Origin of the sequence: Loktanella sp. DJP18, assembly GCF_049310965.1 — a bacterium.
GTDB lineage: Bacteria > Pseudomonadota > Alphaproteobacteria > Rhodobacterales > Rhodobacteraceae > Loktanella.
Genome location: NZ_JBMERN010000017.1, coordinates 41,946 through 68,504 on the forward strand (window position 1 = coordinate 41,946; position 26,559 = coordinate 68,504).

General features: G+C 64.6%; 25 protein-coding genes. 14 read left to right on the forward strand and 11 right to left on the reverse strand.

The genetic code is table 11. From position 1 onward, the window contains the following. Positions 1 to 69 precede the first annotated feature (69 nt). The 4 genes from lon to ACOI1H_RS07350 all read right to left on the reverse strand — a co-directional run bounded on the left by lon (position 70) and on the right by ACOI1H_RS07350 (position 5,359). Positions 70 to 2,478: an endopeptidase La gene (lon, locus tag ACOI1H_RS07335; RefSeq protein WP_422436264.1), complete on the reverse strand. Its 2,409-nt coding sequence runs from the start codon at positions 2,476 to 2,478 to the stop codon at positions 70 to 72. A gap of 423 nt (positions 2,479 to 2,901) precedes the next feature. Continuing rightward, positions 2,902 to 3,822 (reverse strand): WcbI family polysaccharide biosynthesis putative acetyltransferase, encoded by a 921-nt coding sequence (locus ACOI1H_RS07340; protein WP_422436266.1) that lies wholly within the window; start codon positions 3,820 to 3,822, stop codon positions 2,902 to 2,904. Positions 3,823 to 3,901: 79 nt separating this feature from the next. After that, on the reverse strand, positions 3,902 to 5,032 hold the full coding sequence (tgt, locus tag ACOI1H_RS07345) for a tRNA guanosine(34) transglycosylase Tgt (RefSeq protein ID WP_422436268.1): 1,131 nt from the start codon (positions 5,030 to 5,032) through the stop codon (positions 3,902 to 3,904). A gap of 105 nt (positions 5,033 to 5,137) precedes the next feature. Next, positions 5,138 to 5,359, reverse strand: a complete 222-nt coding sequence (locus ACOI1H_RS07350) for a hypothetical protein (protein ID WP_422436269.1) — start codon at positions 5,357 to 5,359, stop codon at positions 5,138 to 5,140. A 91-nt stretch (positions 5,360 to 5,450) separates the two neighbouring features. On the opposite strand from ACOI1H_RS07350, the gene ACOI1H_RS07355 reads away from it, so the two are divergent. From ACOI1H_RS07355 to tpiA, 5 genes are all read left to right on the forward strand, one after another. Then, entirely contained in the window at positions 5,451 to 6,293 is an 843-nt protein-coding gene (locus ACOI1H_RS07355; RefSeq protein ID WP_422436271.1) for a LysR family transcriptional regulator, read from the forward strand. Between the two features lie 69 nt (positions 6,294 to 6,362). Then, positions 6,363 to 6,734, forward strand: coding sequence for an SUF system Fe-S cluster assembly protein (locus ACOI1H_RS07360; RefSeq protein WP_422436273.1), 372 nt, complete (start codon positions 6,363 to 6,365; stop codon positions 6,732 to 6,734). 32 nt (positions 6,735 to 6,766) lie between these two features. Next, positions 6,767 to 8,428 carry a mechanosensitive ion channel family protein gene (locus tag ACOI1H_RS07365; protein ID WP_422436275.1) on the forward strand — a complete coding sequence of 554 codons (1,662 nt, stop codon included), beginning with the start codon at positions 6,767 to 6,769 and terminating at the stop codon, positions 8,426 to 8,428. 58 nt (positions 8,429 to 8,486) lie between these two features. Further along, on the forward strand, positions 8,487 to 8,849 hold the full coding sequence (locus ACOI1H_RS07370) for a HesB/IscA family protein (protein ID WP_422436277.1): 363 nt from the start codon (positions 8,487 to 8,489) through the stop codon (positions 8,847 to 8,849). A gap of 140 nt (positions 8,850 to 8,989) precedes the next feature. Beyond that, positions 8,990 to 9,733 (forward strand): triose-phosphate isomerase, encoded by a 744-nt coding sequence (gene tpiA, locus ACOI1H_RS07375; RefSeq protein WP_422436279.1) that lies wholly within the window; start codon positions 8,990 to 8,992, stop codon positions 9,731 to 9,733. Between the two features lie 161 nt (positions 9,734 to 9,894). Here the strand turns inward: tpiA and ACOI1H_RS07380 are convergent, their stop codons facing one another. The 4 genes from ACOI1H_RS07380 to ACOI1H_RS07395 all read right to left on the reverse strand — a co-directional run bounded on the left by ACOI1H_RS07380 (position 9,895) and on the right by ACOI1H_RS07395 (position 14,208). Beyond that, positions 9,895 to 11,316 (reverse strand): TRAP transporter large permease, encoded by a 1,422-nt coding sequence (locus tag ACOI1H_RS07380; RefSeq protein WP_422436280.1) that lies wholly within the window; start codon positions 11,314 to 11,316, stop codon positions 9,895 to 9,897. A gap of 3 nt (positions 11,317 to 11,319) precedes the next feature. After that, a complete protein-coding gene (locus ACOI1H_RS07385; protein ID WP_422436282.1) occupies positions 11,320 to 12,096 on the reverse strand; it encodes a TRAP transporter small permease in 777 nt (258 codons plus the stop codon). Between the two features lie 107 nt (positions 12,097 to 12,203). Then, positions 12,204 to 13,214: a DctP family TRAP transporter solute-binding subunit gene (locus ACOI1H_RS07390; protein WP_422436284.1), complete on the reverse strand. Its 1,011-nt coding sequence runs from the start codon at positions 13,212 to 13,214 to the stop codon at positions 12,204 to 12,206. Positions 13,215 to 13,329: 115 nt separating this feature from the next. Next, positions 13,330 to 14,208 carry a cobalamin B12-binding domain-containing protein gene (locus ACOI1H_RS07395; RefSeq protein WP_422436286.1) on the reverse strand — a complete coding sequence of 293 codons (879 nt, stop codon included), beginning with the start codon at positions 14,206 to 14,208 and terminating at the stop codon, positions 13,330 to 13,332. Between the two features lie 180 nt (positions 14,209 to 14,388). Here ACOI1H_RS07395 and ACOI1H_RS07400 point away from each other — a divergent pair, with 180 nt between their 5' ends. Further along, positions 14,389 to 15,546, forward strand: a complete 1,158-nt coding sequence (locus tag ACOI1H_RS07400) for a cytochrome P450 (RefSeq protein WP_422436288.1) — start codon at positions 14,389 to 14,391, stop codon at positions 15,544 to 15,546. A 53-nt stretch (positions 15,547 to 15,599) separates the two neighbouring features. Here the strand turns inward: ACOI1H_RS07400 and ACOI1H_RS07405 are convergent, their stop codons facing one another. After that, complete coding sequence (locus tag ACOI1H_RS07405) at positions 15,600 to 16,061, reverse strand: Lrp/AsnC family transcriptional regulator (protein ID WP_422436290.1); 462 nt, start codon at positions 16,059 to 16,061, stop codon at positions 15,600 to 15,602. 135 nt (positions 16,062 to 16,196) lie between these two features. On the opposite strand from ACOI1H_RS07405, the gene cysG reads away from it, so the two are divergent. The 7 genes from cysG (at position 16,197) to ACOI1H_RS07440 (ending at position 22,127) form a co-directional block, all read left to right on the forward strand. Then, entirely contained in the window at positions 16,197 to 17,594 is a 1,398-nt protein-coding gene (cysG, locus tag ACOI1H_RS07410; protein WP_422436292.1) for a siroheme synthase CysG, read from the forward strand. Continuing rightward, positions 17,594 to 17,893 carry a DUF2849 domain-containing protein gene (locus ACOI1H_RS07415; RefSeq protein WP_422436294.1) on the forward strand — a complete coding sequence of 100 codons (300 nt, stop codon included), beginning with the start codon at positions 17,594 to 17,596 and terminating at the stop codon, positions 17,891 to 17,893. The genes cysG and ACOI1H_RS07415 overlap by 1 nt, the downstream gene beginning before the upstream one ends. Position 17,894: 1 nt before the next feature. Next, positions 17,895 to 19,565 (forward strand): nitrite/sulfite reductase, encoded by a 1,671-nt coding sequence (locus ACOI1H_RS07420; protein WP_422436296.1) that lies wholly within the window; start codon positions 17,895 to 17,897, stop codon positions 19,563 to 19,565. Beyond that, entirely contained in the window at positions 19,555 to 20,295 is a 741-nt protein-coding gene (locus tag ACOI1H_RS07425) for a phosphoadenylyl-sulfate reductase (RefSeq protein ID WP_422436298.1), read from the forward strand. The genes ACOI1H_RS07420 and ACOI1H_RS07425 overlap by 11 nt, the downstream gene beginning before the upstream one ends. A gap of 46 nt (positions 20,296 to 20,341) precedes the next feature. Then, on the forward strand, positions 20,342 to 20,749 hold the full coding sequence (locus tag ACOI1H_RS07430; RefSeq protein WP_422436300.1) for a DUF934 domain-containing protein: 408 nt from the start codon (positions 20,342 to 20,344) through the stop codon (positions 20,747 to 20,749). Positions 20,750 to 20,813: 64 nt separating this feature from the next. Next, positions 20,814 to 21,656, forward strand: coding sequence for a ferredoxin--NADP reductase (locus ACOI1H_RS07435; RefSeq protein WP_422436301.1), 843 nt, complete (start codon positions 20,814 to 20,816; stop codon positions 21,654 to 21,656). A 93-nt stretch (positions 21,657 to 21,749) separates the two neighbouring features. Further along, complete coding sequence (locus ACOI1H_RS07440) at positions 21,750 to 22,127, forward strand: GFA family protein (protein WP_422436303.1); 378 nt, start codon at positions 21,750 to 21,752, stop codon at positions 22,125 to 22,127. A gap of 230 nt (positions 22,128 to 22,357) precedes the next feature. Here the strand turns inward: ACOI1H_RS07440 and ACOI1H_RS07445 are convergent, their stop codons facing one another. After that, positions 22,358 to 23,086, reverse strand: coding sequence for a hypothetical protein (locus ACOI1H_RS07445; protein WP_422436305.1), 729 nt, complete (start codon positions 23,084 to 23,086; stop codon positions 22,358 to 22,360). Between the two features lie 188 nt (positions 23,087 to 23,274). Between ACOI1H_RS07445 and infC the strand changes: the two genes are divergently transcribed. Beyond that, complete coding sequence (gene infC, locus ACOI1H_RS07450) at positions 23,275 to 23,829, forward strand: translation initiation factor IF-3 (RefSeq protein WP_422436307.1); 555 nt, start codon at positions 23,275 to 23,277, stop codon at positions 23,827 to 23,829. Positions 23,830 to 24,136: 307 nt separating this feature from the next. On the opposite strand, the gene ACOI1H_RS07455 is transcribed toward infC, so the two are convergent. Continuing rightward, entirely contained in the window at positions 24,137 to 26,416 is a 2,280-nt protein-coding gene (locus ACOI1H_RS07455) for an OmpA family protein (protein WP_422436309.1), read from the reverse strand. Positions 26,417 to 26,559: the final 143 nt, after the last annotated feature.

The window sequence follows — 26,559 nt, forward strand, 5'->3', positions numbered from 1 at the left end:
GCATATCATGGCAATGCCAGGCCATGACAGGAAAAAGGCGCGCCACGGGGGCGCGCCTTTCAGTATCGTTTAGTGGATGCCGGCGCCGACATTCTCGGTCCGGGCCGCGAGGGCGGCAGCGACACGGGCCTCTTCCGCCGCTTCGTCCCATTCGATGGGCTCCGGCTTGCGGACCAGCGCGTGCTCCAGCACCTCAGAGACGTGCGACACAGGGATGATCGTCAGACCCTGCTTCACGTTGTCCGGGATATCGACGAGGTCCTTTTCGTTCTCCTCGGGGATCAGCACCGTCTTGATGCCACCGCGCAGCGCGGCGAGCAGTTTTTCCTTCAGCCCCCCGATCGGCATGGCGTTGCCGCGCAACGACACCTCGCCCGTCATGGCGATGTCCTTGCGGACCGGGATCTGCGTCAGCACGGACACGATCGAAGTGACCATCGCCAGACCGGCACTCGGCCCGTCTTTCGGCGTTGCCCCGTCGGGGACGTGGACGTGGATGTCCGTCGTGTCGAACTTCGTCGGCTTCACCCCGATGCTGGGGCTGATGGACCGGACGTAAGAGCTTGCCGCGTCGATGGATTCCTTCATCACATCGCCCAACTTGCCCGTCGTCTTCATCCGGCCCTTGCCCGGCAGGCGCAGTGCCTCGATCGACAGCAATTCACCCCCCACACTGGTCCAGGCCAGGCCCGTGACGACGCCGATCTGATCGTCCTTTTCCGCCAGACCGTAGCGATGCTTGCGCACGCCAAGGTAGTCGGACAGGTTATCGGCCGTCACATGCACCGCATCGACGTCCTTCTTCACGATCTTCGTCACCGCCTTGCGGGCAATCTTGGCCAGCTCACGCTCGAAGTTCCGCACGCCGGCCTCTCGGGTATAATACCGTGCGATGTCGGTCAGCGCCGCGTCGTCGACGCTGAACTCCTTGGCCTTCAGGCCGTGATTGCGCATGACCTTGGGCAGCAGATGGCCCTTGGCAATCTCGCGCTTTTCGTCCTCGGTATAGCCAGACAGGTTGATGATCTCCATCCGGTCCAAGAGCGGCCCCGGCATGTTGTAGGAGTTCGCCGTCGTCAGGAACATCACGTTCGACAGGTCGTATTCCACCTCGAGGTAGTGGTCCACGAAGCTCGCGTTCTGTTCCGGGTCCAGCACCTCCAGCATCGCAGACGCGGGATCGCCCCGGAAATCCTGCCCCATCTTGTCGATTTCATCCAGAAGGATCAGTGGGTTGGTGGTCTTCGCCTTCTTCAGCGCCTGGATGATCTTGCCCGGCATCGATCCGATATAGGTCCGACGGTGGCCGCGAATTTCGCTTTCGTCACGCACGCCGCCAAGGGAAATGCGGATGAACTCGCGCCCCGTGGCCCGTGCCACCGACTTGCCCAGCGACGTCTTGCCTACACCCGGCGGGCCGACAAGGCACATGATCGGGCCCTTCAGCTTGGCGCTGCGGCTTTGAACGGCAAGGTATTCGACGATGCGTTCCTTGACCTTATCCAGCCCGAAGTGGTCGTCGTCGAGCACCTTCTGTGCGTGGACGAGGTTCTTCTTCGTGCGGGACTTCGTCCCCCACGGCACGGACAGGATCCAGTCGAGGTAGTTGCGCACCACCGTCGCCTCGGCGCTCATCGGGCTCATGTTCTTGAGCTTCTTCAGCTCCGCATCGACCTTCTCGCGGGCTTCCTTCGACAGTTTCGTCGCGTTGATCCGCGCTTCCAGTTCGGCAACCTCGCTGGCACCGTCCTCGCCGTCGCCCAGTTCCTTCTGGATCGCCTTCATCTGTTCGTTCAGATAGTATTCGCGCTGCGTGCGCTCCATCTGGGTCTTTACGCGGGTCTTGATCTTCTTCTCGACCTGCAGCACGGACATTTCGCCCTGCATCAGGCCATAGACCTTCTCCAGCCGCTCAGAGACCGACAGCGTTTCCAGCAGGCCCTGCTTCTGCGCGACCTCGATGCCAAGATGGCCAGCGACCAGATCGGCAAGTTTCGCCGGTTCCGTCGTCTCGCTGACGGCGGCCATCGCTTCCTCTGGGATGTTCTTCTTGATCTTGGCGTAACGCTCGAACTCGGCCGCGACCGTGCGCACCAGCGCCTCGATCTCGTCCTCGTTGCCGGGCATTTCGGTCAGGTATTCGGCCGACGCCTCGAAAAAGCTGGCGTTCTCGACGAAGTCCACGATGCGCACCCGCGCGCGGCCTTCGACCAGCACCTTCACGGTGCCGTCCGGCAGCTTGAGCAGTTGCAGCACGTTGGCCAGCACGCCGGCCTTGTAGATGCCGTCCTGTGCGGGATCGTCCTCACCGGGGTCGATCTGGCTGGACAGCAGGATCTGCTTGTCGTCGCGCATGACTTCTTCAAGCGCACGCACGGATTTCTCCCGTCCGACGAACAGCGGCACGATCATGTGAGGAAAGACCACGATGTCGCGCAGCGGCAGGACGGGGTAGGATGTGGCAAGAGGCTCTTGCATGCGTTTCTTCCTTTTCAGTGGCAAAACGTCCCGGTCCCGCATTGGCGACCCTTGGGGCGTTTCCGTATCAGACATGTGGGGCAACCCGGACCCCTTTTCAACATCTTGCGTGTGATGACCCGGGGGTGCCGACAATCCGCAAGATTTGCATCCGATGGTGAACCCGCAGACCACGGGCTGCAAGATGACATTTGTGTAAAACCCTGTCCGTTGCGGCATCGATGCATCCCGCTTCTTGCGACCATGGCACCAGAGTCGAGAACAATCGGTGAAACCGGCACGGTTTTGCGGTCGGTCCCACATATCGCGATACATGGCGGTTCGCTTTGACGGGTCCCGTGCCAGAGCGGGTGCCGTAACGCCTCTGGCTTCGTCAGCCGATCTGCCTTCGTCGCTGTCCCGCCTCAGGACATGTTTCGATTGTCAGGTTGCCGGCCGCGTCTCGGACCACATGCCACTTGCCTTGTTGGCTGCCGCATGGGTCGTCTGCGCCAGGTCGGTCCAAGGCTCCCCAAGGCCAAGTGCCTCGGCGTGTCCCGGGTGACCGCCCACCGGCAAATGGGTACCAGCCGCCTGTTCCGCGGACTTGATCGCCTTGATGATGAGCTTGTGCGCCTGCCCATACCAGTGACTGTCGTGGGCATAGGACAGGTTGAGGGCTGCCACGTCGTGCGGCGACAACGCCCGCGTCGCGCGCGGCAACGCCCGCTGGTCCCAGGCCACGGCGTTGTCGCGGAACCGGGGGTCATAGGTCCAGCCGACGTGGTGACACAGGCGGCGGAACGCCTCGAACAGGATATGCTGCGTCGGGTGATTGATCGCCCAGAGCGCAGGTTCACCCCGCCAGGTCGCCTCGATGTAGTCGGACAGGACGATGTCGCAGTCCGCAGCCTCCTTCTCCCTCAGCTTGCGCATGGATGTGGCGACCCGGTCGGCTTTGTGCAGGTCGATCCGTCCCGCACAATACTCCTCGAACACCTTCAGCGGCGTGCGACCGACCGCGGCCCGCAGGATCGCTTCCGCGCCCTTCACCACCGAACGCCCTTTGGACGCCACGATCTCGAGCCCGGCGATCCCGTCGATGTAGATGTAGGGCATGAACACGATTTGCCCGCGTGTTGCCTGTCGCACGTCGTCGACATTGAAGGGCGTGTCGCGATTCGCGATGGCCTGAGCGATCACCAGATCGGCCTTGGCCAGTCGCGCCCGGATTTCATCCTCGTCGAAGGTGCCCCAATAGGGTGTGATGGTGCGGAAGTCGCACGGCATCTTCGGAAACATGCCCCGCGCGATACCACGCATGACGTTGATCTGGCAATTTCCCAGAAACAGGATGTCGGTCATGTGGTCGGCCCTTTTGCTGACCGACATATTCATCCGCTTTTTGTCAATTCGACGTAAACCGCAAGACTCTTTGGTGATTTCACAATGGCGCGATGTCCCCCGCCGCACGGTTGGCGTGAAAATCGGCCTCCCAGGCGGCGAACGTGCCTGCTGCAACTGCACCGCGCATCTCAGCCATGATCTGCTGAAAATAATGCAGGTTGTGCCAGGTCAGCAACATCCCCGAGATCATCTCCTGCGATTTGAACACATGGTGCAGGTAGGCGCGCGAGTAGTTGCGACAGGCGGGACAGGTGCAGGCCTCGTCCAAGGGCCGCGGATCGTCGGCGTGGCGCGCGTTCTTCATGTTGACGACGCCGTGACGCGTGAACCCCTGCCCGGTTCGCCCAGAGCGACTGGGTAGCACGCAGTCCATCATGTCGATGCCACGCTTCACCGCGCCGACGATGTCGTCCGGCTTGCCCACGCCCATCAGGTAGCGCGGCTTGTCGCGCGGTAGCATGTCGGTCGTGAAATCGAGGCAGCCGAACATCGCCGCCTGTCCCTCGCCGACCGCAAGGCCACCGACGGCATAGCCATCGAAGCCGACGTCGATAAGCGCCTTGGCGGATTCCTCGCGGAAGTCCCGTTCCAATCCGCCTTGCTGGATGCCGAACAGCGCATGTCCGGGACGATCGCCGAAGGCATCGCGCGACCGCTGCGCCCACCGCATCGACAGGCGCATCGATTCAGCGATGCGGTCACGGTCGGCAGGCAAGGCGGGACATTCGTCGAAACACATCACGATGTCGGAGCCGAGCAACTTTTGAATTTCCATCGACCGTTCAGGCGAGAGCATGTGCTTGCTGCCGTCGATGTGGGATCTGAAGGTCACGCCGGCTTCGGTCAGCTTGCGCAGGTCGGCCAGCGACATGACCTGAAAGCCGCCGGAGTCGGTCAGGATCGGCTTGTCCCAGTTCATGAAGCGGTGCAGACCGCCCAAGGCCGCGATGCGTTCCGCCGTCGGACGCAGCATCAGGTGATAGGTATTGCCCAGCAGGATGTCGGCTCCGGTGGCCGCGACGCTTTCGGGCAGCATCGCCTTGACCGTGGCCGCCGTGCCGACCGGCATGAAGGCCGGCGTGCGGATGTCGCCGCGGGCCGTGTGGATGACGCCGGTGCGCGCCGCGCCGTCGGTGGCGGTCAGGTCGAATGAAAAGGGCGTGGTCATGGGATCGGTCCTGCTGGGATCGCCCCCTTTTGCCCCCCAGCGGCCCGGATGGAAAGAGCCGCCCGACTACATATCAAAAACCGAATGTTTCGCATGCGATACGTATTATGTCATATGATCTTGGCGCGTTTTCAATTGGTTGAGGATCAGTGACCACACCGAGCGGCAGGCTGTGCCGGGGCCGGACAGAAGCGATCTGCGCAGGCGCAGCCAGAACCTGCGGCGTTCCCAGCGGGCGCGACTGGCAACGCGGCCCGTGATGATGTCAGCCTCGGTCGAAGGGCGGACGGGGCGCGGCAGGGCGCCGGGGAAGATGAACGACGACATGGTCATTCCTTTCATTTATGATGGAATGAGACCATGTTGTTTCATATCTTGCGCGCAATCTACGCGCGTTTCGGCAACCAGAGTTTCATTTATGAAAGACGACCTGCGCCTTGACGATCTTGCCCTGTTCCTGGCGGTGATAGCCGCCGGCGGGTTGCAGGGGGCTGTTGCCACGACAGGCGTCAGCGCCCCGACGCTGAGCCGCCGAATGACGGCGTTGGAAACGCAGACGGGACGGCTGTTCCATCGGGGCGTCACGGGCTTTGCGCTGACGGCGCGGGGCCGCGATCTGGCCGCAACGGCCGCGCCGTTGACGGAATTGCAGGATCGTATTGCGCGATGGGTCACGGCGGACAGCGGCCCCCTGCCCGTGCGGATCACGGCAGGCAGCTGGACCAGCCGCTTTCTGGCGCGGCATATCGGGCAGGTCTGGCAGCCGGGGGCGGTCTGGACGCCGGCTTTTTTGTCGGCCAACGCATTGCTGGATATCGCGCGGCGGGCGGCGGACATCGGCATTCGGTCCAGCCGCCCGACGCAAAGCTGGCTGGCAGGCCGCCAGACAGGCACGGTGCGTCATGCCGCCTTCGCCCGCGACAGCGACGTGCAGGGCTACATCGCGCTGCCGTCGGGCGCGCCCAGCACGCCGGCTGAGCGCTGGCTGCGGGCGACCCACGCGGAAGAGATCGTGACGACGGCGAACCACGAAAGCCTCGCCCTCGATCTGGCGCGGGCGGGGATCGGGCGGCTGGTGCTACCGACCTTTGCCGGGGCCGACAACACCGGGCTGGTGCAGGTGGGCGACCCTGTGCCTGAACTTGCGCACGAGGAATGGCTGGTCAGCCATCACGCCGCCCGCGACGACCCGCCGATCCGCGCGGCTCTGACGGCGCTGGCCCGGCTGCTGACCGCACCGCGTCCGGGTGACGGTCGCTAGACGGGGCGGCCCTTTACCCCGGCGGCCACAATCCCTATATGTTCCGTCAGGAATAGACGGGAACGCACCATGACCGACCAGACCGCCCAGACTGCGCCACTAGAGGGAACGCCGCTGATCGCGCCGTCCAGCACGGAACATCCGCTGCATGAGAAGGTGGTCGAGGCTTGCCGCTCGGTCTATGACCCGGAAATCCCCGTTAACATCTATGACCTGGGCCTGATCTACACCATCCAGATCGACGCGGACTCTGCCGTGCGGATCGTGATGACGCTGACGGCACCCGGCTGCCCTGTCGCGGGCGAGATGCCGGGCTGGGTCGCGGATGCCGTCGAGCCGTTGGCCGGCGTGAAGCACGTCGATGTCGAAATGACATTCGAGCCGCAGTGGGGCATGGACATGATGAGCGACGAGGCACGTCTGGAACTCGGTTTCATGTAGCCTTTTGCGCGGGGCACCTTATGTCCCGCGTCATGTCGACACACCGCGCCCTGCCCCGCCTGATTCTTCTGCTGCTGCTCTGGCCCCTGTCGCTTGGCGCGCAGGACGCGATCTTTCCGGTCGATCGGCTGAACAGCGGCTTGCCCGCACCGGCCGCGTCCGTGGACCGGGACACCCCCCAGGCGGCGCTGGAAAGCTTTCTCGATCTGGTCAAGAGCGGCGATCTGTCGGGTGCCGCGCATGTTCTGAACCTCAATGACATTCCGGCCGACCAACAGGCCCTGACCGGGCCGCTGCTTGCCGACAGACTCGCCACTATCATCGACCGCAAGGTCGTCATCGACTGGGCCGACCTGCTGGAACGTCCGGACGCCATGATGACAACGGGCGACGGTGCCATGGTGGGACAGGCGCAGAAAAGCATCCTGATCGGCATCCTGGAACGGGACGATCGCATGGTGGCCCTGCGCCTGAACCGGCTGCAAGCCGGGGAAGCCGACCCGGTGTGGGTCTTTTCGCGCGACAGCGTCGACAACATTCCCGCCCTCTATGCCCTCTATGGTCCAAGCCGGATGGAGGAGGCGCTGCCCGCCATCCTGCGTCAGCCTGCATTCTGGGGCATGCAGTGGTGGGAGGTCATCGGCCTGCCGATCATCGTGTTGATCGCGGCGTCGGTGGCACTTTCGACCTGGCGAGGATTGAACATGATCGCGCGGCATCAGCCGTCACCGCTGGTCAGCGAACTGATCCGTGCCACGCGCCTGCCCGGCACACTCACGATTCTCGCGTTGACCGTCTCGCTCACGACGTCGCGGGTTTTCGCGGTCTCCGGCATCGTCGACGCCATCACCGAGCCGTTGACCGTGATCCTCTACGTCGTCGCGATCATGATCCTGGCCATCAACGTGATCGACGCGACGCTGCAGCGCCTGACGGTCGCGCTGGACGTGGATGACCTCGCCTCGCCGGAGTATGGCGATCAGCGGGCGCAGGCGACGACCGTGGCCGCGCTGCGGCGGATGGCGATCGTGCTCGCGATCATCGTCGGCGCGGCCCTCGTGCTGACCGCGACACCGGCCTTCAGCGGTGCCGGGTTGTCGGTGCTTGTCAGTGCCGGCGGTCTTGCCCTCGTGCTTGGCTTCGCGGCGCGCGAGGTCCTCGGCAACATCATGGCGTCGCTGCAGATCTCGCTCAACCGGTCGGCCAAGGTGGGCGATCAACTGGTCTACGACGATTATCTGTGCACGGTGGAGCGCATCCATTTCACCTATGTGCAGTTGAAGGTCTGGGACGATACGCGGCTGATCGTGCCGGTATCGAAGTTCATCTCGGATGCTTTCATCAACCGCAGCACCAGGACCTATGGCATGCTGCGCAATGCGACATTGATCCTTGCGCCCCAGATCGACGTCACACGACTGCGCGACCATTTCCGCGACTGGTGCGAGGTCGACGACCGGGTCGACGGCGACCCGGAGGACATCTCCTGCGTGGTCGTAGGTCAGGGCGACAGCGGAATGCACGTCCGGTTCGCAGCACCTATCAAGGACCCGACGGTCGGCTGGGACTTTGAATGCGACATACGCGAGGAAATGCTGGGCTTTGCCGCCGGTATGGAGAGGGAGGACGATATCCCCTATCTGCCCCGGATGGGCATCGGCAGTCCTGCGACAGGCGAAGGCAACCCCGGATGACCCCCTTGAGGCTTGCGGCCGCAGACCCTACATTGGGGGTGACCTGAAAGGACATGCCATGTTCGGTATCCCCGGAAAACAAGCCGTCTCGATCACGCCGAAGGCCGCAACCCAGATCGCGAAACTGATGGCCCGCGACGGGCACCAGGGGCTGCGCGTCGGCGTAAAGAAGGGCGGCTGTGCCGGCATGGAATACACCATGGACTACGTGACCGATGTGAACCCGCTGGACGAGGTGGTCGAGGTCGAGGGAGCCCGCGTGATGATCGCGCCGATGGCGCAGATGTTCCTGTTCGGCACGGAAATCGACTACGAGACGTCGTTGCTGGAAAGCGGCTTCAAGTTCCGCAATCCCAATGTCGTGGACGCCTGCGGCTGCGGCGAGTCGATCAAGTTCGACGAGACGCTGAAAGCCCAGTGACCGACCGCTTGCGGTGTGGTGGTGTGCCGTATCCTGCGAGCGTCGCGGCGCTCTGGATGCCTGCGTAACGGCGCGGTGAGCCCTTCCGATCCGTGGGCGCAGTTGCTACCAAGGTGTCACGCAACCGCAAAGGATCGATCATGCGCCGCAAACTTGCCGCCGGGAACTGGAAGATGCACGGGCTGACGGATGCGCTGGCCGAGGTGAAGGCGCTGACCGACGCGCATCCGGACCCTGACGTCGACCTGCTGCTGTGTCCGCCCGCGACGCTGATCGCGCAGATGGCCTGGGCGCGCGGGACCCACGCGCTTCAGATCGGCGGGCAGGACTGCCATGCGGAACAGGCCGGGGCGCATACCGGCGACATCGCCGCGGCCATGCTGAAGGACGCAGGCGCATCCCATGTCATCGTCGGCCATTCGGAACGTCGCGCGGATCACGCAGAGACGGACGCCGATGTGGCCGCCAAGGCGGCAGCCGCCCATGCGGCGGGACTGATCGCGGTCATCTGCATCGGCGAGACGCTGGACCAGCGCGAGGCGGGCCATGCGTTGGCGGTGGTGACGGCACAGTTGCAGGGGTCTCTGCCCGAGGGTGCCACGGCGGCCAATACCGTCATTGCCTACGAGCCCGTCTGGGCGATCGGCACCGGCCGCGTGCCGACGCTGGACCAGATCGGCGAGGTGCATGGCACGCTGCGCGCCGCCCTGCGCGACCTGATGCGCGAAGCGTCGGGGGTGCGGCTGCTTTATGGCGGATCGGTGAAGGGGGCGAATGCCGCGGAAATCTTCAGTGTGCCGGACGTGGACGGGGCGCTGGTCGGTGGGGCCAGTCTGACGGCGGCCGACTTCTCGCCCATCGTGACGGCGCTGGAAAACGCCTGATCTCGCGAGCCTGTCGCAAATCCCTCAAGACATGGAGCAGGCGCCGGGTCGCCTGATTCGGATATCACGTATTGGTGGCTGCCGCAGGAACCTCCGGCGGGAGTTTACCGGCCAGATGAACGAGGGGCGCGGCACCGGGTGGCGGTGCCGCGCCCTTTTCATCAGTTGATGATCGTTTCTGGCCCCATGACGGAATTGGGCAGGTAGGTCGAGATGATCGGGATGTAGGTGATGATGATCAGGAAGACGAAGAGCACCGCCAGAAACGGCAGGGCGGCGCGGACGACGGCCATCATCGACATGTTTGCAACGCCCGACGTCACGAAGAGGTTCAGGCCGACCGGCGGCGTGATCATCCCGATCTCCATGTTGACGACCATGATGATGCCAAGGTGGATCGGGTCGATGCCAAGCTGGATCGCGATGGGAAACACCAGCGGGGCCACGATCACGATCAGGCCCGAGGGTTCCATGAACTGACCGCCGATCAGCAGGATCACGTTCACGACGATCAGGAAGGCGATGGGGCCGAGGCCGGCGGTCAGCATCATGTTCGCGATGTGCTGCGGCACCTGTTCGTCGGTCAGCACGTGTTTCAGGATCAGCGCGTTGGCGATGATGAACATCAGCGTGACCGTCAGCTTGCCGGATTCGAACAGCGTCGCACGGGTGTCGCGATGAAAGAAGGCGGTGACGATGGCCACAGGCTTGCGCCAGAGCGGCAGCGGGCGCTGGCCGGGGCCGACATGCAGCGGGCCCATGTCGCGGTAGATGAAGCTGGCGACGAAGAAGGCGTAGATCGCGGCAACGGCGGCGGCCTCGGTCGGGGTGAAGGCCCCGGATTTCCAGTAGAGGCCCGGCGGGTCCAGCGTGATCCAGGGGTGGCCGTAGATGCCGCCCATGATGATCAGGATCAGTCCCAGTCCCCAAAGCGCGTCGCGGAAGGAATCCGTGATCTCGCCCCAGCCAAGCCATTCGCCGCGCGGCATGTTCTTGATCCGCGCCATGACGTAGATCGTGATCATCAGCATGACGCCCGCCAGCAGGCCCGGGATCACACCCGCGAGGAACATCCGCCCGACGCTGACGTCGGTGGCACTGGCGTAGACGACCATCACGATGGAGGGCGGGATCAGGATGCCCAGCGTGCCGGCATTGCAGATCACGCCAGCGGCGAAGTCCTTGGTGTAGCCCACCTTGGTCATGGCGGCGATGACGATGGACCCGATGGCGACCACGGTCGCGGGGGACGATCCCGAAAGCGCTGCAAAGATCATGCAGGCCATGACGCCCGCAATGGCAAGGCCGCCTTGCAGGTGGCCGACGCAGGCGATGGCAAAACGGATGATGCGTTTTGCCACGCCCCCCGTCGACATGAAGCTGGAGGCGAGGATGAAGAACGGGATCGCCAGCAGCGTATAGTGCCCGGCCATCGCCTGAAAGATCGCCTGGGCGACAGCGCCAAGCGAAGTATCCGAGAACCAGAGTTGGAACAGGATCGAGGCGAGGCCCAGCGATACGGCGATCGGCACGCCGATCAGCAGCAGACCCATGATCATGACGAAAAGCAGCAGGACTTCCATGGATCAGCGGTCCTTGTTCAGAAGGGAGGCCTCGGCCACGGCGTCTGTCGCTTCGTGAGAGACGATCAGGCTGGGCGACTGATCGGTCCAGACCCGCCAGACCGCCTGACAGACGCGGAACAGGATCAGCACCCCCGCGATGGGCAGCATGGTATAGGGGATCATGCGCGGCAGTTTCGAGTAGCGTTCATCGTAGTTGATCATCGGTTCAAGAAACCGCAGCCAGTCGGGCATGGGAATCTGGTCCGTCTCGAAGAAGGACCCGGACCGGACGGAGGTGTCGAAGCCAAGCGGAAACCAGCGCCCGGCCGTCGGCGGCAGGTCCGCGAAGGGGGCCCAGTAGTCGTAGGCCCCTTTCAGGAACAGCAGCGCATAGACGATGCACAGCCCGCCTGCGATCAGCGCCGCGATCTTGCGCGGGCGCGGCGACAGCAGGTTGGTGACGGCATCCACGCCCAGATGCGCCGTCACCTTGAAGCAATAGGCGATGCCGAACAGCACGAGCCAGGCGAACATCACGAGCACGACTTCGAGGCTCCAGATGATCATCGCAGGCGCGGCATCCACGACTGCAGTGCCGAAGATCGGGTGCAACAGGCGACTGACGCCCCAGAAGATTCCGTCGGTCAGGTATTCGAACCATGTGCCGGCGGTATAGCGCAACACGACGTTGGTGAAGGTCAGAAGGGTCATGAGGCCCAGAAGGGCGGCTATCACGCCTTCTTCGAAGCCGTTGACGGCAGCACCGACGATGCCCCTGGCCTGATAGTGCTGGCTCATCCCGCCCCCCTGCTTTCTGCCCTATACGATCATGAAACGGCCCGAACGCAGGTCCGGGCCGTGCCTGTGCATGCCGTGGCGGGCGGTCGAACCGCCCGGCGCGCGACTTACATGCTTTCGTTGATCGCCTGTGCGGCGTCGATGTTTTCCTGACCCACCTCTTCGGCGAACTGGGTCCAGACCGGCATCATGACATCGACCCAGGCCTGACGCTGTTCCGGCGTCAGCTCCACGATGGTGCCGCCGGCGTCGAGGATCGCCTGGCGGGCTTCCATGTCGACTTCGGCCACGGCGGCGTTCCGTTCGGTCGTGACCTCGTTCAGGATGGTCAGGAACTGATCGCGCACCGCCGGGTCAAGGCTGTCGAGGAAATCGGTGGACGACACGACCATGTAGTCGATGATGCCGTGGTTGGTCTCGGTGATGCCGTCCTGCACCTCGAAGAACTTCTGGCCGTAGATGTTCGACCAGGAGTTCTCCTGACCGTCCACAACGCCGGTCTGCAGGGCACCATAGACTTCGGCAAAGGCCATCGGCTGCGGGCTGGCCCCCAGTGCGTTCATCTGCGCGACCAGCACGTCGGACGGCTGCACGCGGAACTTCAGGCCGTTGGCGTCGGCGGGGACGATCAGCGGCTTGTTGGCCGAGAACTGCTTCATCCCGTTGTGCCAGTAGCCCAGACCCTGCAGGCCGCGGCGCTGCATCATGTCCAGCATGCCCTTGCCCGTATCGGAGGCCTGGAAGGCGTCCACGGCCTCGATGTTCTTGAACATGAACGGCAAGTCGAACAGGCGATAGGCCTTGGTGATGGATTCGAACAGCGACAGGGACGGGGCGGCCAGTTGCACGTCGCCGCGCAGCAGCGCCTCGATCACCTGTTCGTCGGTGTAGAGCGTGGAATTCGGGAACACCTCCATGCACATGGTGCCGTCCATCTCGGCATTCACACGCTCCATCAGAAGCTGGGCGGCGATGCCCTTGGGGTGCTTGTCGGTGTTGGTGACGTGGCTGAACTTCACGACGGTTTCACCGGCATCGCAGCCTGCGGATTGTGCCAATGTGGCAGTTGCCGCAACGGACATCGCGGCCGCGAAAGCGGCAGTTTTCAGGAACGTCATGGTGTCTCCTCCCAGAGATCGGATATGAAATCTTCGGTCTTTTGCCGAAATGGTCGGTCATTCCTACACGATTGACGGGACCTGACAAGAACTAATGGACCTGCATTTCAGGGGCCTAGCTGCGGCGCGGCACCGTGTCGCGCTGCGGCACCGGTGGTTGCGATCCCGGCCCGGCGGGCTGGCGCGCAATTTCACGCAGACGCTGCGGCGCGGATTCCAGCGTCGTGATCACGGCATCGACGCCGCACAATTCCGCCACGCCCGGGGTGTCGAGGATCTTTCCGGCGAGCGTCAGGGGGGTCATCGGGGCCACGATGCGCAGCCCGATCACAAGGCGGGTCAACTGCGGCAGCGCGTGCACTCCGTTGGCCACCAGGACTATGGCGGCGAACCGCGTGACATCGGCGCGCGTCACGACGGCGTCGTGATCCTCGCCCACCGACAGGTCGATGTCCCAGCCTTCGCGGCGGAAGAGGTCGGCCGCCATTTCGCTGGCCAGCGTATGGTTGTCGCCCGGGATGAGCGTCAGCAGCACCCGGTCCTGTTCGGCGGTCTGCGGCCCATCGCGGTCGAGGACGTGCCGCAGGCCCCGGATGATCCTGTAGAGCCTGCCGGACGCCATCGTGACGTCGGCAAAGGAAAGCTCGTCCTCGTCCCACTGGCGACCCAGTTCGCGGGCCGCGGCGGCGATGTAGGACAGGTAGATGGTCTGCACCGAATTACCGCTGCGCCGCAGCTTTCGCACGAAGCGTTCGGCCTCCTCCTCGTGGGTAGCAGTCAGGGTTGCGCAGAATCGGGCGATATCGGTCTGCTCGGGTGCTTCGGTGCCAGCACCGAAGCGCGGCATCCGAAAGGCAAGGCGGCGCACCACCTCTCGGGCGACGTTGCCGACAGCCGCCTCTGGCAGGTGCGTCTGAAGGCGCTGGAACTGGTCATGGGCCTGCGCCCAGGCGTGCCGATCAAGGTCGTCGTCGTCCCGTTGCTGGCTGGCCATCAGGACTCACCCCCGTTTGTCGTGTTCCCCCTTCAACTGGATAACCCCTTGCGGGTAGAGGGAAGCTGCCCCTCGGTATCCGGTTGTATGCCCAAGCTAGCACTTCATCCGGGGACCGTGGTGCGTCAGAATGTCGCAACCCGTCTTGCGGCACCGCAGCAAAGCGTGAAAGGTGCGCCCATGAAGCAGATCAGCCAGTCCCCGACCGACCCCGCCTTCGTGCAGAATCCCTATCCGTTCTACGACCGGATGCGCGCCCTGGGACCGCTGGTCTGGTGGGACGACTATGCAATGGCCTGTGCGGTCAGTCACGCGACGGTCAGTGCGGTCCTGCGGGACAGACGGATGGTACGACAGGTGCCGGCAGAGCTGGCACCGCAGCCGGTCCCCGCGCGGGCCGGGTTCGATGCGGTAGAGGCGCATTCGATGCTGGAACTGGACGGGGCGGTCCACGCGCGGCTGCGCGGGTCAGTCCTGCGCGCCTTTACCAGCCGCGCCATCGCCGTGCTGGCAGAGGATCTGAGAGCGCTGTGCCACGAGCTGATCGATGGCTTTCCAACCGGCAATTTCGACATGCTGGATGCCTATGCGCGTCCGGTGCCGGTCATCACCATCGCGCGCCTGCTTGGGGTGCCGACCGATGCGGCGAATGACCTGCTGCGCTGGTCGAACGCGATGGTGGCCATGTATCAGGCCCGGCTGACGCCCGCGATCATGGCGGACGCGGAACGGGCGACCGCCGATTTCACCGCCTTTCTGAAGGATCATCTGGCGGCAAAGCGACGGAGCCCGGGAAACGACCTGATCTCGACCCTGATCGGGGCCGAGATGTCGGAGGCGGAGCTGATCTCGACCTGCATCCTGCTGCTGAACGCGGGGCATGAGGCGACCGTGCACACGCTGGGCAACGGGGTCGCGGCGATGGTGGCGGCGCACCAGCGGCGCAGCGATCCCGCGGCGGTGGAGGAGATCATGCGCCTTGATCCGCCACTGCACATGTTCACCCGCTGGGTGCTGGAGGATTGCGACATCGCGGGTCGGGCGTTCCGGCGCGGTGACCGGATCGCGTGCCTGCTGGGGGCCGCGAACCGCGATCCGCAGGTCTGGGACCGTCCCGGTCGCTTCAACCCGGACCGCACCGGGCCAGCGCATGTGGCCTTTGGCGGCGGCGCACATTTCTGTGTCGGCGCGCCGCTGGCGCGGATGGAATTGCAGATTGCACTGGAGGTCCTGTGGGACAGGTGCCCGGCGCTGGCAGTGGTGGCGCGCCCCGTCTATGCGGACGTCTACCATTTCCACGGATTGGAGCGATTGACAGTGCAGGTTGCAGCGGCCTGATTTTGGCTGCGCCAAAGCCTCCGGCGGGAATTTATCTGGCCAGATGAATGGGATCAGAGCGGCAGGGCCACGGTGGACTTGATCTCCTCCATCGACAGCAGCGCCGTGACGTTGTGGACCTTCACCTCGGAGATGAGGGCCTGGTAGAAGGTGTCGTAGGCGCGGGCATTGGCGACGCGGACCTTCAGGATGTAGTCGATGTCACCGGCGAGACGGTGCGCCTCCTGCACTTCGGGACGTGATTTCAGGGCCTTGAGGAAGCGTTGCTGCCAGTCGGCGTCATGTTCCGACGTGCGGATCAGAACGAAGAAGCAGGCGTCGAAACCCAGCGCCTCGGCGTCGAGGAGCACGGTGGTCTGGCCGATGACCCCTGCGGCGCGCAGCTTGCGGATGCGATTCCAGACCGGCGTCTTGGACGAGCCGACCTCGGCCGCGATTTCGTCCAGCGAGCGGCTTGCGTCGGCTTGCAGGGCAGCAAGGATCTTCCGGTCTGTGGCGTCGATGCGGACAGGCATTTCGGTTTTCCCCGGTTGCTGGAACAGACATGCGACGTTATCCGCCGGATGGAACATGTGTCCTTATCTAGTCGCGCCAGTGGTCAAAAACCAGAACTTTGTTCTATATGGAAAGGAAGCAAGGGAGCTTTCGCAATGGATCACTTTCCAGTCTTCATGGCCGTCGCGGGCCGCCGGATCGTCCTGTCGGGCGGCGGCGAGGCGGCGCTTGCGAAATTGCGGCTGATCCTGAAGACGACCGCGCATGTGACCGTGGTGGCGGCGGACCCTGCGGCCGAGATCTGCCGCTGGGCCGCCGAACGCCGCCTGCGCCTGATCTCGCGGGCGATGGAGCCCGGTGACGCGATGTGCGCCGTGCTGTTCTACGCGGCCAACGAGGATGCCCGCGAGGATGCCCGCGTCGCCGCACTCGCGCACCGCGACGGCGCGCGCGTCAACATCGTGGACAATCTGGCGGACAGCCAGTTCATCACGCCTGCCATCGTGGACCGCGATCCAGTCGTCGTCGCCATCGGTACCGAAGGGGCGGCCCCCGTGCTCGCGCGTCGCATCAAGCGCGATCTGGAGGAGCGTCTGCCCGCAAGTCTTGGCCTGCTCGCGCGGATCGGCAAGACCTTTCGCGCCGCGGCCGACGTGCTGCCGATGGGTGTGAAGCGGCGCGATTTCTGGGGTGCGTTCTACGACAAGATCGGCCCGCAGTCCGTTGAATACGGGGGTGAAAGCGCCGTTCTTCCGGCGCTTGAGGCGCTGTTGGATGACACATTGCACGCCGCCGACAAGAAAGGCCACGTCGATCTGGTTGGTGCTGGCCCCGGCGATCCCGACCTGTTGACGCTGAAGGCCCGCAAGGCGCTGGACGTGGCGGATGTAGTGATCCACGACCGGCTGGTCAGCCGCGAAATCCTCGACCTCGCGCGGCGCGAGGCGGTGATGATCGACGCGGGCAAGGAAGGTTTCGGGACGTCGATGGCGCAGGACGACATCGACGATCTGATTGTGGCGCATGCCCGGCGCGGGGCGCATGTCGTGCGGCTGAAGGCGGGCGATCCGACGGTCTTTGGCCGTCTGGACGAAGAAATCGACGCGCTCGATGCCGCCGGCATCTCCTGGCGGATCGTGCCGGGGATCACCGCCGCGAGTGCGGCCGTTGCCTCCATCGGGCAAAGCCTGACGAAAAGCGGGCGCAATTCCTCGGTCCGGTTCATGACCGGGCATGACACCAAGGGGTTCGCCGATCACGATTGGAAGATGCTGGCGCGCCCCGGCGAGGTTGCGGCGATCTACATGGGCAAGCGCGCGGCGCGGTTCATTCAGGGGCGATTGCTGATGCACGGGGCCGACCCCGCGACGCCGGTGACGGTGATCGAGAACGCGTCCCGCCCCGACCAGCGCGTGCTGGCAACGACACTGGCGCAGTTGGAGCCGACGCTGACGGAGGCTGGGTTGACCGGCCCTGCCCTGACCTTTCTGGGCCTTGCTCCGCGCGATGCGGTGACCGCAAGCCACGACATGAATATCGAGGAGTTTGCCTGATGGCGAAGCAATTCACCCCCAAGGTCGTCACGGCCAATGCCCTGCTGGAGGGCGATGCTGTCTGGCTGACCGAGGACGACCGATGGTCGCGCGACATCGCCGAGGCCGAGCTTCTGATCGACGAGGCCCATGCCGACCTGCGCCTGATCGAGGCGATGCGCCGCCAGAGCGAGGTGGCCGGTCCCTATCTGGCGGACGCCAAGGGCACCGACCACGGCCCGGTGCCGGTGCATTTCCGAGAGAATTTCCGCACGCGAGGGCCGTCAAACTATTTCCACGGCAAGCAGACGGAGGCTTGAGATGTACAGCTATAGCGAGTTCGACGAAGCCTTCGTGCGTGAGCGGGTCAAACAGTTCCGCGGCCAGGTGGAACGTCGCGTCGACGGCAGCCTGACCGAGGACGAGTTCAAGCCGCTGCGCCTGATGAACGGCCTTTACCTGCAACTACACGCCTACATGCTGCGTGTGGCGATTCCCTATGGCACGCTGAACAGCCGTCAGATGCGCCAGCTCGCGATGATCGCAGAGCGGTGGGACAAGGGCTATGGTCACTTCACCACGCGCCAGAACATCCAGTACAACTGGCCCAAACTGCCGGACGTGCCGGATATCCTCGAAGCGCTGGCCGACGTCGAGATGCACGCGATCCAGACCAGCGGCAACACCATCCGCAATGTGACCGCCGACCATTTCGCCGGTGCCGCCGCGGACGAGATCGCCGATCCCCGCCCCTATGCGGAATTGCTGCGCCAGTGGTCCACGGATCACCCCGAGTTCCAGTTCCTGCCGCGCAAGTTCAAGATCGCCGTGACCGGATCGGCGCAGGATCGCGCCGTGATCGCGTCCCATGACATCGGCCTGCAACTGATCGAACGGGACGGTGCCATCGGGTTCCGCGTGCTGGTTGGCGGCGGCCTTGGCCGCACGCCGATGATCGGCAAGGAGATCAGTCCCTTCGTGTCCGAGGCGGATCTGTTGCCCTACTGCGAGGCGATCGTCAGCGTCTGGAACCTGCTGGGCCGGCGCGACAACAAGTTCAAGGCGCGCATCAAGATCACCGTCCACGAGCATGGAATCGCTGACATTCGTGCCCGCGTGGAAGACCGGTTCGCGGCGATCAAGCCGACGTTTTCCGGTGTCGATCAAGCCCTTTTGGCAGACATCAAGGCGGCCTTCGCGCCGCCGGCCTTCAAGACCGCCCCGGTTGCAGGTTACGACGCTGCACGCGCCGCCAATCCGGCGTTCCGGTCGTGGTCGGACACCAACCTGACCGCGCATGTCGACCCGGATTACGCCATCGTCAGCGTATCGCTGAAAAAACAGGGTGCAACGCCCGGCGATGCCTCGGCCGACCAGATGCGTGTCCTTGCGGACCTGGCCGAGACCTTTGGCCACGACGAGTTGCGGATCAGCCACGAGCAGAACGTGATCCTGCCGCATGTCCACAAGGGTGACCTCGCGGCGGTCCATGCAGCGCTGCGGGAGGCCGACCTCGCGACGGCGAACATCGGACTGATCTCGGACATCATCGCCTGCCCCGGCATGGACTATTGCGCGCTGGCGACCGCCCGTTCCATCCCCATCGCGCAGCAGATCGCCGTGCGGTTCGACGAGTTGAAGCTGGAGCATGACGTCGGCCCCCTGAAGATCAAGATTTCGGGCTGCATCAATGCCTGCGGGCACCACCACGTTGGCCATATCGGCATCCTCGGGCTGGACCGGGCGGGGGTCGAGAATTACCAGATCACGCTGGGCGGCGATGGTACTCAGGATGCGGCGATCGGCGACCGCGCCGGGCCGGGCTTCAGCGCTGACGACATCCTGCCGGCCATCGAACGGCTGGTGCTCGGCTACCTCGACCTGCGGAACGACCCCGAAGAGACATTCCTTCAAACGTTCCGCCGCCTTGGCATGGAACCGTTCAAGGCCGTGCTTTATCCCGACAAGATCGGAGACCGCGATGCCGCTTGACGATCTGCAAAGCCGCGCCGCCGCGCTGAACGAGGCCTACAGGCATCATTCGGCCCGTGCAGTGCTGGAACGTGCTTTGAAGGACCCGGACGTTGGGCAACTGGCGCTTGTCAGTTCCTTCGGGGCCGAATCGGTCGCACTGCTGCACCTCGTGTCGGTGATCAACCGGGATACCCCGGTGCTGTTCCTCGACACGGAAATGCTGTTCGCGGAAACGCTGACCTACCAGATGGAGGTCGCGGAACGCCTGCATCTGCGCGACGTGCGCATCCTGCATCCCGACCGGCAGGAATTGTTCGAGAAGGACAACGAAGGACTGCTGCACCTGCACGATCCCGACGGCTGCTGTGCGCTGCGCAAGTCGCTGCCCTTGCAGCGCGCCCTGGTCCCCTTTTCCGGTTGGATCACGGGGCGCAAGCAATATCAGGGCGGCAAGCGCGCCGCCCTCCCGTTCTTCGAGGCGGACGGCACGCATCTGAAGGTCAATCCGCTGGCACACTGGAACCGCCAGGACGTGCAGGACTACATGACCGAAAACCGCCTGCCACGGCATCCGCTGGTGGCGCAGGGCTATCCCTCGATCGGGTGTGCGCCCTGCACGACGCGGGTCGCGCCGGGTGAAGATCCCCGTGCAGGCCGCTGGCGCAACACGGAAAAGACCGAATGTGGCATCCATTTCGTCAACGGCAAGATGGTCCGGATTCCGGCACCGGAGGCGAAGGTCGGATGAGTGCATTTTGTCAGATGAACAGGGGCCGCAGCGCCCGGAGGACAACATGAGCGTGATCGTGACCGACAACGGCTTTGCGGCCGATGATTTCAAGGACGACGTCGTGCCGCTGGCGGAAGTGGCCTTGGACGTGCCCGTTGCGGTCGACGTGCCGTCCGACGCGGAACCGGATGCAGTCAAGACCGTGATGCAGGCCGCGATGATCCGCATCGCCTTTCCGAGTTTCTCGGACGGGCGCGGGTTCACCCTGGCCGCGATGCTGCGGCGCGCAGGCTATCAGGGCCGGTTGCGCGCCCAGGGTCACGTCATCGCAGACCAATACGCGATGGCCCGGCGCAGCGGTTTCGACGAGGTCGAGATCAGTGACGATCTGGCCGCCCGCCAGCCGGAAGATCAGTGGCTGGCCCGTGCCGACTGGCGCGCAAACGACTATCAGGCGCGGATGCGCGGCTGAAACCATCACCCCTTTCCTTGACGAACCAGAGGCGCGGCGTCACAACCGCCGCGAGATGAATGACATGACAGAGCAACGCCCCGTGAACGACACCGCCGCCCAGCCCGTGCTGCCCGATGCGCAGACCGTCACGGCCGTCACCCACTACACCGACCGCTTGTTCTCGTTCCGGGTGACGCGCCCCGCATCGTTGCGGTTCCGGTCCGGTGAATTCGTGATGATCGGCCTGATGGGCGATCCGCACCCGGAGACGGGCAAGCAGAAACCGCTGTTGCGCGCCTATTCCATCGCCTCGCCCGCATGGGATGACGAGCTGGAGTTCTATTCGATCAAGGTCGAGGACGGCCCGCTGACGTCGAAGCTGCAGCACATTGCCGTTGGCGACCAGATCATCCTGAAACCCAAGCCGGTCGGCACACTGGTCCATGACGCGCTGCTGCCGGGCAAGCGGTTGTACTTCTTCTCGACCGGCACCGGCTTTGCGCCTTTCGCGTCCCTGCTGCGCGAACCCGAAACCTACGAAAAATTCGACGAGGTCATCGTGACCCATACCTGTCGCGATGTTGCAGAGCTGACCTATGGCGCGAACCTGATCGCCGACATCAAGTCCGACGAGATGATGATCGAACTGCTGGGTGAAAAGAATCTGGCCAAGATCCGCTACTACCCCACCACGACCCGCGAGAAGAGCGCGAAGATGGGGCGGATCACGACGCTGATCGAAACCGGAGAGTTGTTCAGCGACCTTGGCGTGCCGCCGCTGGACCCAGCGACGGACCGAGCGATGGTCTGCGGCAGTCTGGCCTTCAACAAGGACATCGCGGCCTTGATGGAAAAGGCCGGTTTGCACGAGGGTGCCAATTCGGAACCAGGCGAGTTCGTGATCGAAAAGGCCTTTGTCGGCTGACATCCTGCGGGATCGGACAAAAGGCGCAGCCCACGGGATGCGTCTTTTGCGTTTTGCCCTAGATGACCCGCTGTAACATGCGGGAGTGCATCCATGGAAAAGGTATCGGGCGGGTGCCTGTGCGGGCAGGTGCGACTGACGGCAACGGGGGAACCGAACCGCGTCGCCATCTGTCACTGCATGGATTGCCGCAAGCATCACGGCGCGCTGTTCTACGCCGCAGCGATCTTTCCTGCGGCGGCGGTCACGGTCAAGGGCGAATGGCGGGACTACAAGGGTCGCTTCTTCTGCCCCGCGTGCGGGTCATCCGTCTGCGCTGCGGCGGGGGCAGAGGTCGAAGTCCATCTTGGCACGCTCGATGCGCCAGACCGATTCACGCCGACCTATGAAAGCTGGGTTGTCCGGCGCGAGGCATGGCTGCCCGTGTTTCCAGCCACCATTCTGAATGCCCGCGACAGGGCTGCGGATTGACGGGAAGCGTCGGGCCTGCCTGCGCGCGATGAGCCGCCTTCGGCCATCGTGCGAACCGCAGGTCATTGATGTCGGTAGTATATCCCCGCCAGCGACACCCGTGAAAGCCGCAGTCGCCGTCTGCCGTGACGGCGACCTTGAGCGCCGGAAATGGCGAACGGGCCCCGCAGGGCCCGCATCGTTGTTTCAGGACGGACCCTGACGCCCGCAAGTGTGTCGGACCCGACGGATCAGAGACCCAGCGCCTCGCGCAGGCGGGTCAGCGTCGCGTCCAGCAATTCCGGGCTGTCGCGCACGGCGTTGACGGCTGCTGTCAGGGTCGTTTTCTGGACCACGGACAGGTCGCTCTCCTCGATCCGCACGATGACCGCGTCGGCATTGAACCCTTCGGGCGTCAGCAGGGTCGCCAGAGGCATGTCGGCTGCTGCCTCGGCCCCTTCTCCGGCGGTGACGGCACCGTCGGCCTCCACCGTCGCTTCGACCGATGCGCTCTCGGCCGGGGCTTCGGTTGTCGCGGCAGCGGGTTCTGTCGCGTCGGTGGCCTGCTCTGCGGCATCGGTCGCGGAGTCCTGCGCGTCGGCGGCGGCACCGGCGGCCTCCGCTGCGGCGGCGGTCGTGGCCTCGTCGGCGGCGGCCGCCATGTCTGCGGCGGCGTCCGATGCGGCATCGGCGGCCACGGTAGCGGCGGCGGCAGCGGCATCGGCGGCTTCCGTCACAGCCTCGCCTGTTGCAGTGGCAGCGTCCGCTGCCGCATCGGCCGCTGTGTCGGCCGCTGCGGTGGCGTCCGCTGCGGCATCGTCGGCGACAGTTTCAGCCTCAGTCGTGGCTTCTGCGGTCGCGTCTGGCAGGGCGGCGTCCGCACCGGACACGACGGCCTGCGGGTCGCGGTCGTTGACGAAATACTGATAACCGAAATACCCCAGAACCGCTGCGATCAAGATGATGACGATGGCACGCATGACGATGTCCCTTTTTGTTGTCGGCGGCCCCAATTGCCGCATTCCCTGCCCAGATGCGGGCACGGTGTCGCAACGTCAAGGGATACTGTCCTGAATCAGGGTTTTTCGACCGCCATCCCCCCGCTTTGCGCCTTGAAGCGGAACGCGCGGAAGTTTAGGTTACGACCACTCTCTTCAATGACCAAAGGATGAAGACCATAGGACGCAGACCTCACAACGCACCTCCCGTGCGTGAAACCGGCCCCCGCATCAACGAACGCATCCGCGGCGGTGACATCCGCCTGATCGGTGCCGACGGTGAGAACGTGGGCGTCGTGAGCCCCGACCGCGCGCTGCAGATGGCAGAGGAAGCCGGTCTGGACCTGGTCGAGATTTCGCCCAACGCGACCCCGCCCGTCTGCAAGATCATGGACTTCGGCAAGTACAAGTACGAGACCCAGAAGAAGGAAGCCGAGGCGCGCAAGAAGCAGAAGATCATCGAGATCAAGGAAATCAAGTTCCGCCCGAACACCGATGACCACGATTACGATGTGAAGATGCGCAGCGTCTACAAGTTCCTCGAAGGCGGCGACAAGGTGAAGGTCACCCTGCGCTTTCGTGGCCGCGAGATGGCGCACCAGGAACTGGGCCGCCAGCTGCTGGAACGCGTGGCCGACGACACCAAGGAACACGGCAAGGTCGAGAACTTTCCAAAGATGGAAGGCCGCCAGATGGTCATGTTGATCGGACCGTTGCCGAAGTAATCTCGGGGCGGGCGGTGCCTTGGCTGTGCCAGCGCACGTGCGGAACTGCCTTTTCTCTTCACGCGAAAAACCCCGAAGGACTCTTCGGGGTTTTTTCATGGACGGATAGCGACGTCGGAATCGCAGCCGCACTCGCGTCACTGCGACCTTCTGTGTCGAAAGTGGGTCCGTCATGCCGGTTCCAACTTTACGATAGTGCCGGCGGACGCGCTGATTCTGCTGGCGACAGGTTGGCGGCGCAGGGTCCGCGTGACGCAAGAGGCCCGCATCAACGACGCGAGCCTCCATCCGTTTACTGACTGACCGCTTAGCTGTCCTGTAGCAGATCGCTGATGTTGCGCACCGCGGCGCGGCGGTTGGCGCGTTCGCTGGACTGGCTGTCGACCTTCAGGAAGCTTTCGCCGTAGCCCTGCGTCACGAGGTTTTCAGGCGGCACCTGAAAGTATTGCGACAGGGCGAGCGCCACGGTTTCGGCCCTGCGGTCCGACAGGGCCAGGTTGTAACCCGCATCGCCCACGGCATCCGTATGACCTTCCACGAGGAAGATCGCAGATGGATCGTTCGTGACGATCTCTCGGATCGCACCGCCTAGCGAGGCGAGCTCATCGGCCTGGCTTTGCTGGATCGCGGCTGACCCCGTCTCGAAGGTGACGGCAGCAAGCTCGACCTGCGGTGCCAGCGCCCGCAGCTGACGGATTTCACGCACCTGCTCCAGCGAGTAGGTGCGGCCGGTATTGGCCAGCAGGTTTGCCGTCAGCGCAGCCTGAAGGGCCGCCTGATCGTTCAACGCGACCTGATCGGTCGTGACCTCTTGCGGCACGGGCGGCAGGCTCGAAACCTCGACCGGGGCCGCTGTCGTGTCAAGATCGTCGATCAGCGCGACCTGGCTGCCATCGACGGTGGTCAGAGTCCGGCGCAGCACGGCACCATCGGCGGCACGGATCGTGGTGACGACGCTGCCGTCGTCGCGTGTGACGGTCGTCAGAGTGGACCCGTCATCGAAGGTGCGCGTGGCGATCTGTGCGCCGGGCTGACGCAGCAGGACGTCGTCGTTCTTCAGCACCCGCAGCTGGCCGTCCCGTTCCACGACGACACGATCCCCGGAGTTCGACACGACCTCATCGCCGTTGTTGAGGATCGCACCCACCGTCAGCGCGCCAAGACCCAGCACAAGCGCCTTTTCGAAGTTCGAAAGGCCGTCATCGCCTTCGTCTGCTGTCTCGGCCGTTGCCGCAGGGTCGGCCGTGGTGGCCGGGTCGCCCAGAACCTCGGTCGCGAAATCCTCACCCGCACCGCGAATATCCTCTTCCGTCACCTCTTCGGTCACGACCTCGGGGTCGTTTGCCATCGTGGTCGTATCGGTGCTGGCCGCAACGGCCGCAGCAGCAGAGGCCTGACGTGCGGCTTCACGCTCGGCCAGACGGGCGGCCTGCTCTTCGGCAGTCAGTTCCGGCGCGGCAGGCGGAGACGCGGTTTCGGCGGTCGTATCGGCCTCGATCGTCGACGCATCGTCGGTTGGCTCAGGTGCCGTTTCGGTTGCCGCGGTCGTGTCCGTGTCGGTGGACGTCTCTGTGTCCGCCGGCGCGTCCGTCGAGGCGGCAGGATCGGTCTCTGCCGTGTCCGTCGCCGCCGGATCCGGTTCCGTCGTGACCGTTTCCGCCGTATCAGTCTCGGCGGTGCCTGCTTCCGTGGTATCCGCTTCCGTCGTGGTCACATCCGCCTGGCCCGCGATCGCGGCATCGGCAGCGGCTTGGTCGGCAGCAGCCTGACCCTCGGCTGACGCGCCGGCGTCCGGCGCGGGAGCGTCCGCTGCCTGATCGGCAGCGACCTCGCCATTGCCCTCGACGGGGGCGTCGGCAGCGCTCTCGGTTGCAGGGCTCTGATCTGCCACAGCCGCATCAGCAACAGCCTGGTCTGCAGCAGCTTGATCGGCGGCAGCAGCATCCGCAGCGGCTTGGTCGGCGGCGGTTTGGTCGGCAGCGGCAGCATCGGCGGCGGCTTGTTCAGCGGCAGCAGCATCGGCGACAGCTTGATCGGCGGCGGCAGCGTCGGCCGCGGCCTGATCTGCAGCAGCCTGCTCAGCAGCGGCGGCGTCGGCGTCGGCAACGGCAGCGTCTGCAGCGGCCTGATCAGCTGCGGCCTCATCTGCAGCGGCCGCGTCGGCGGCGGCCCCATCCGTGGCAGCCTGCTCTGCGGCTGCGGGATCGGTGGCTTCGGCTGCGCCCGCGGGCGCAGCGTCGACACCGGCCATCAGGTCGGCTCCCGGCAACAGGGCATCGATCTGGGCCTGCGTCGCCGTCGCCAGGACACCCGCCAGCGCATCGCCTCCGACAGCCGTGGCCTCGGTCAGCGCCTCGGTCGAGCAGGTCGGTACCGTTGCATCGACAGCATCCGGTGCCGCCTGTCCGCCGGCCGGCGCGGACAGGGACGCGACAAGCGCCTCAGCCAGTGCATTGGCATCCGCCACCGTTGCACCGGTGCCCGTGACACAGGGAAAGGGCGCGGTCATGTCCTGCGCCAGGACCGGCGTGGTCAATGACATGCCCAGAACAAGGGCCGTGGTGGATTTGAGTGTCAGCATGCGCATGGAGTCCTCCGAAATGAAACGCCCGGCATGCGCCGGACCATTGCAGAAAGAACCGCCTGCTTGCGGGCGACGTTCCTGTCGATCAGTGGCTGTCGGCGAAAATCCGCCGGCGCGGCATGCCTTTGCACACCGCGCCGCCGCCC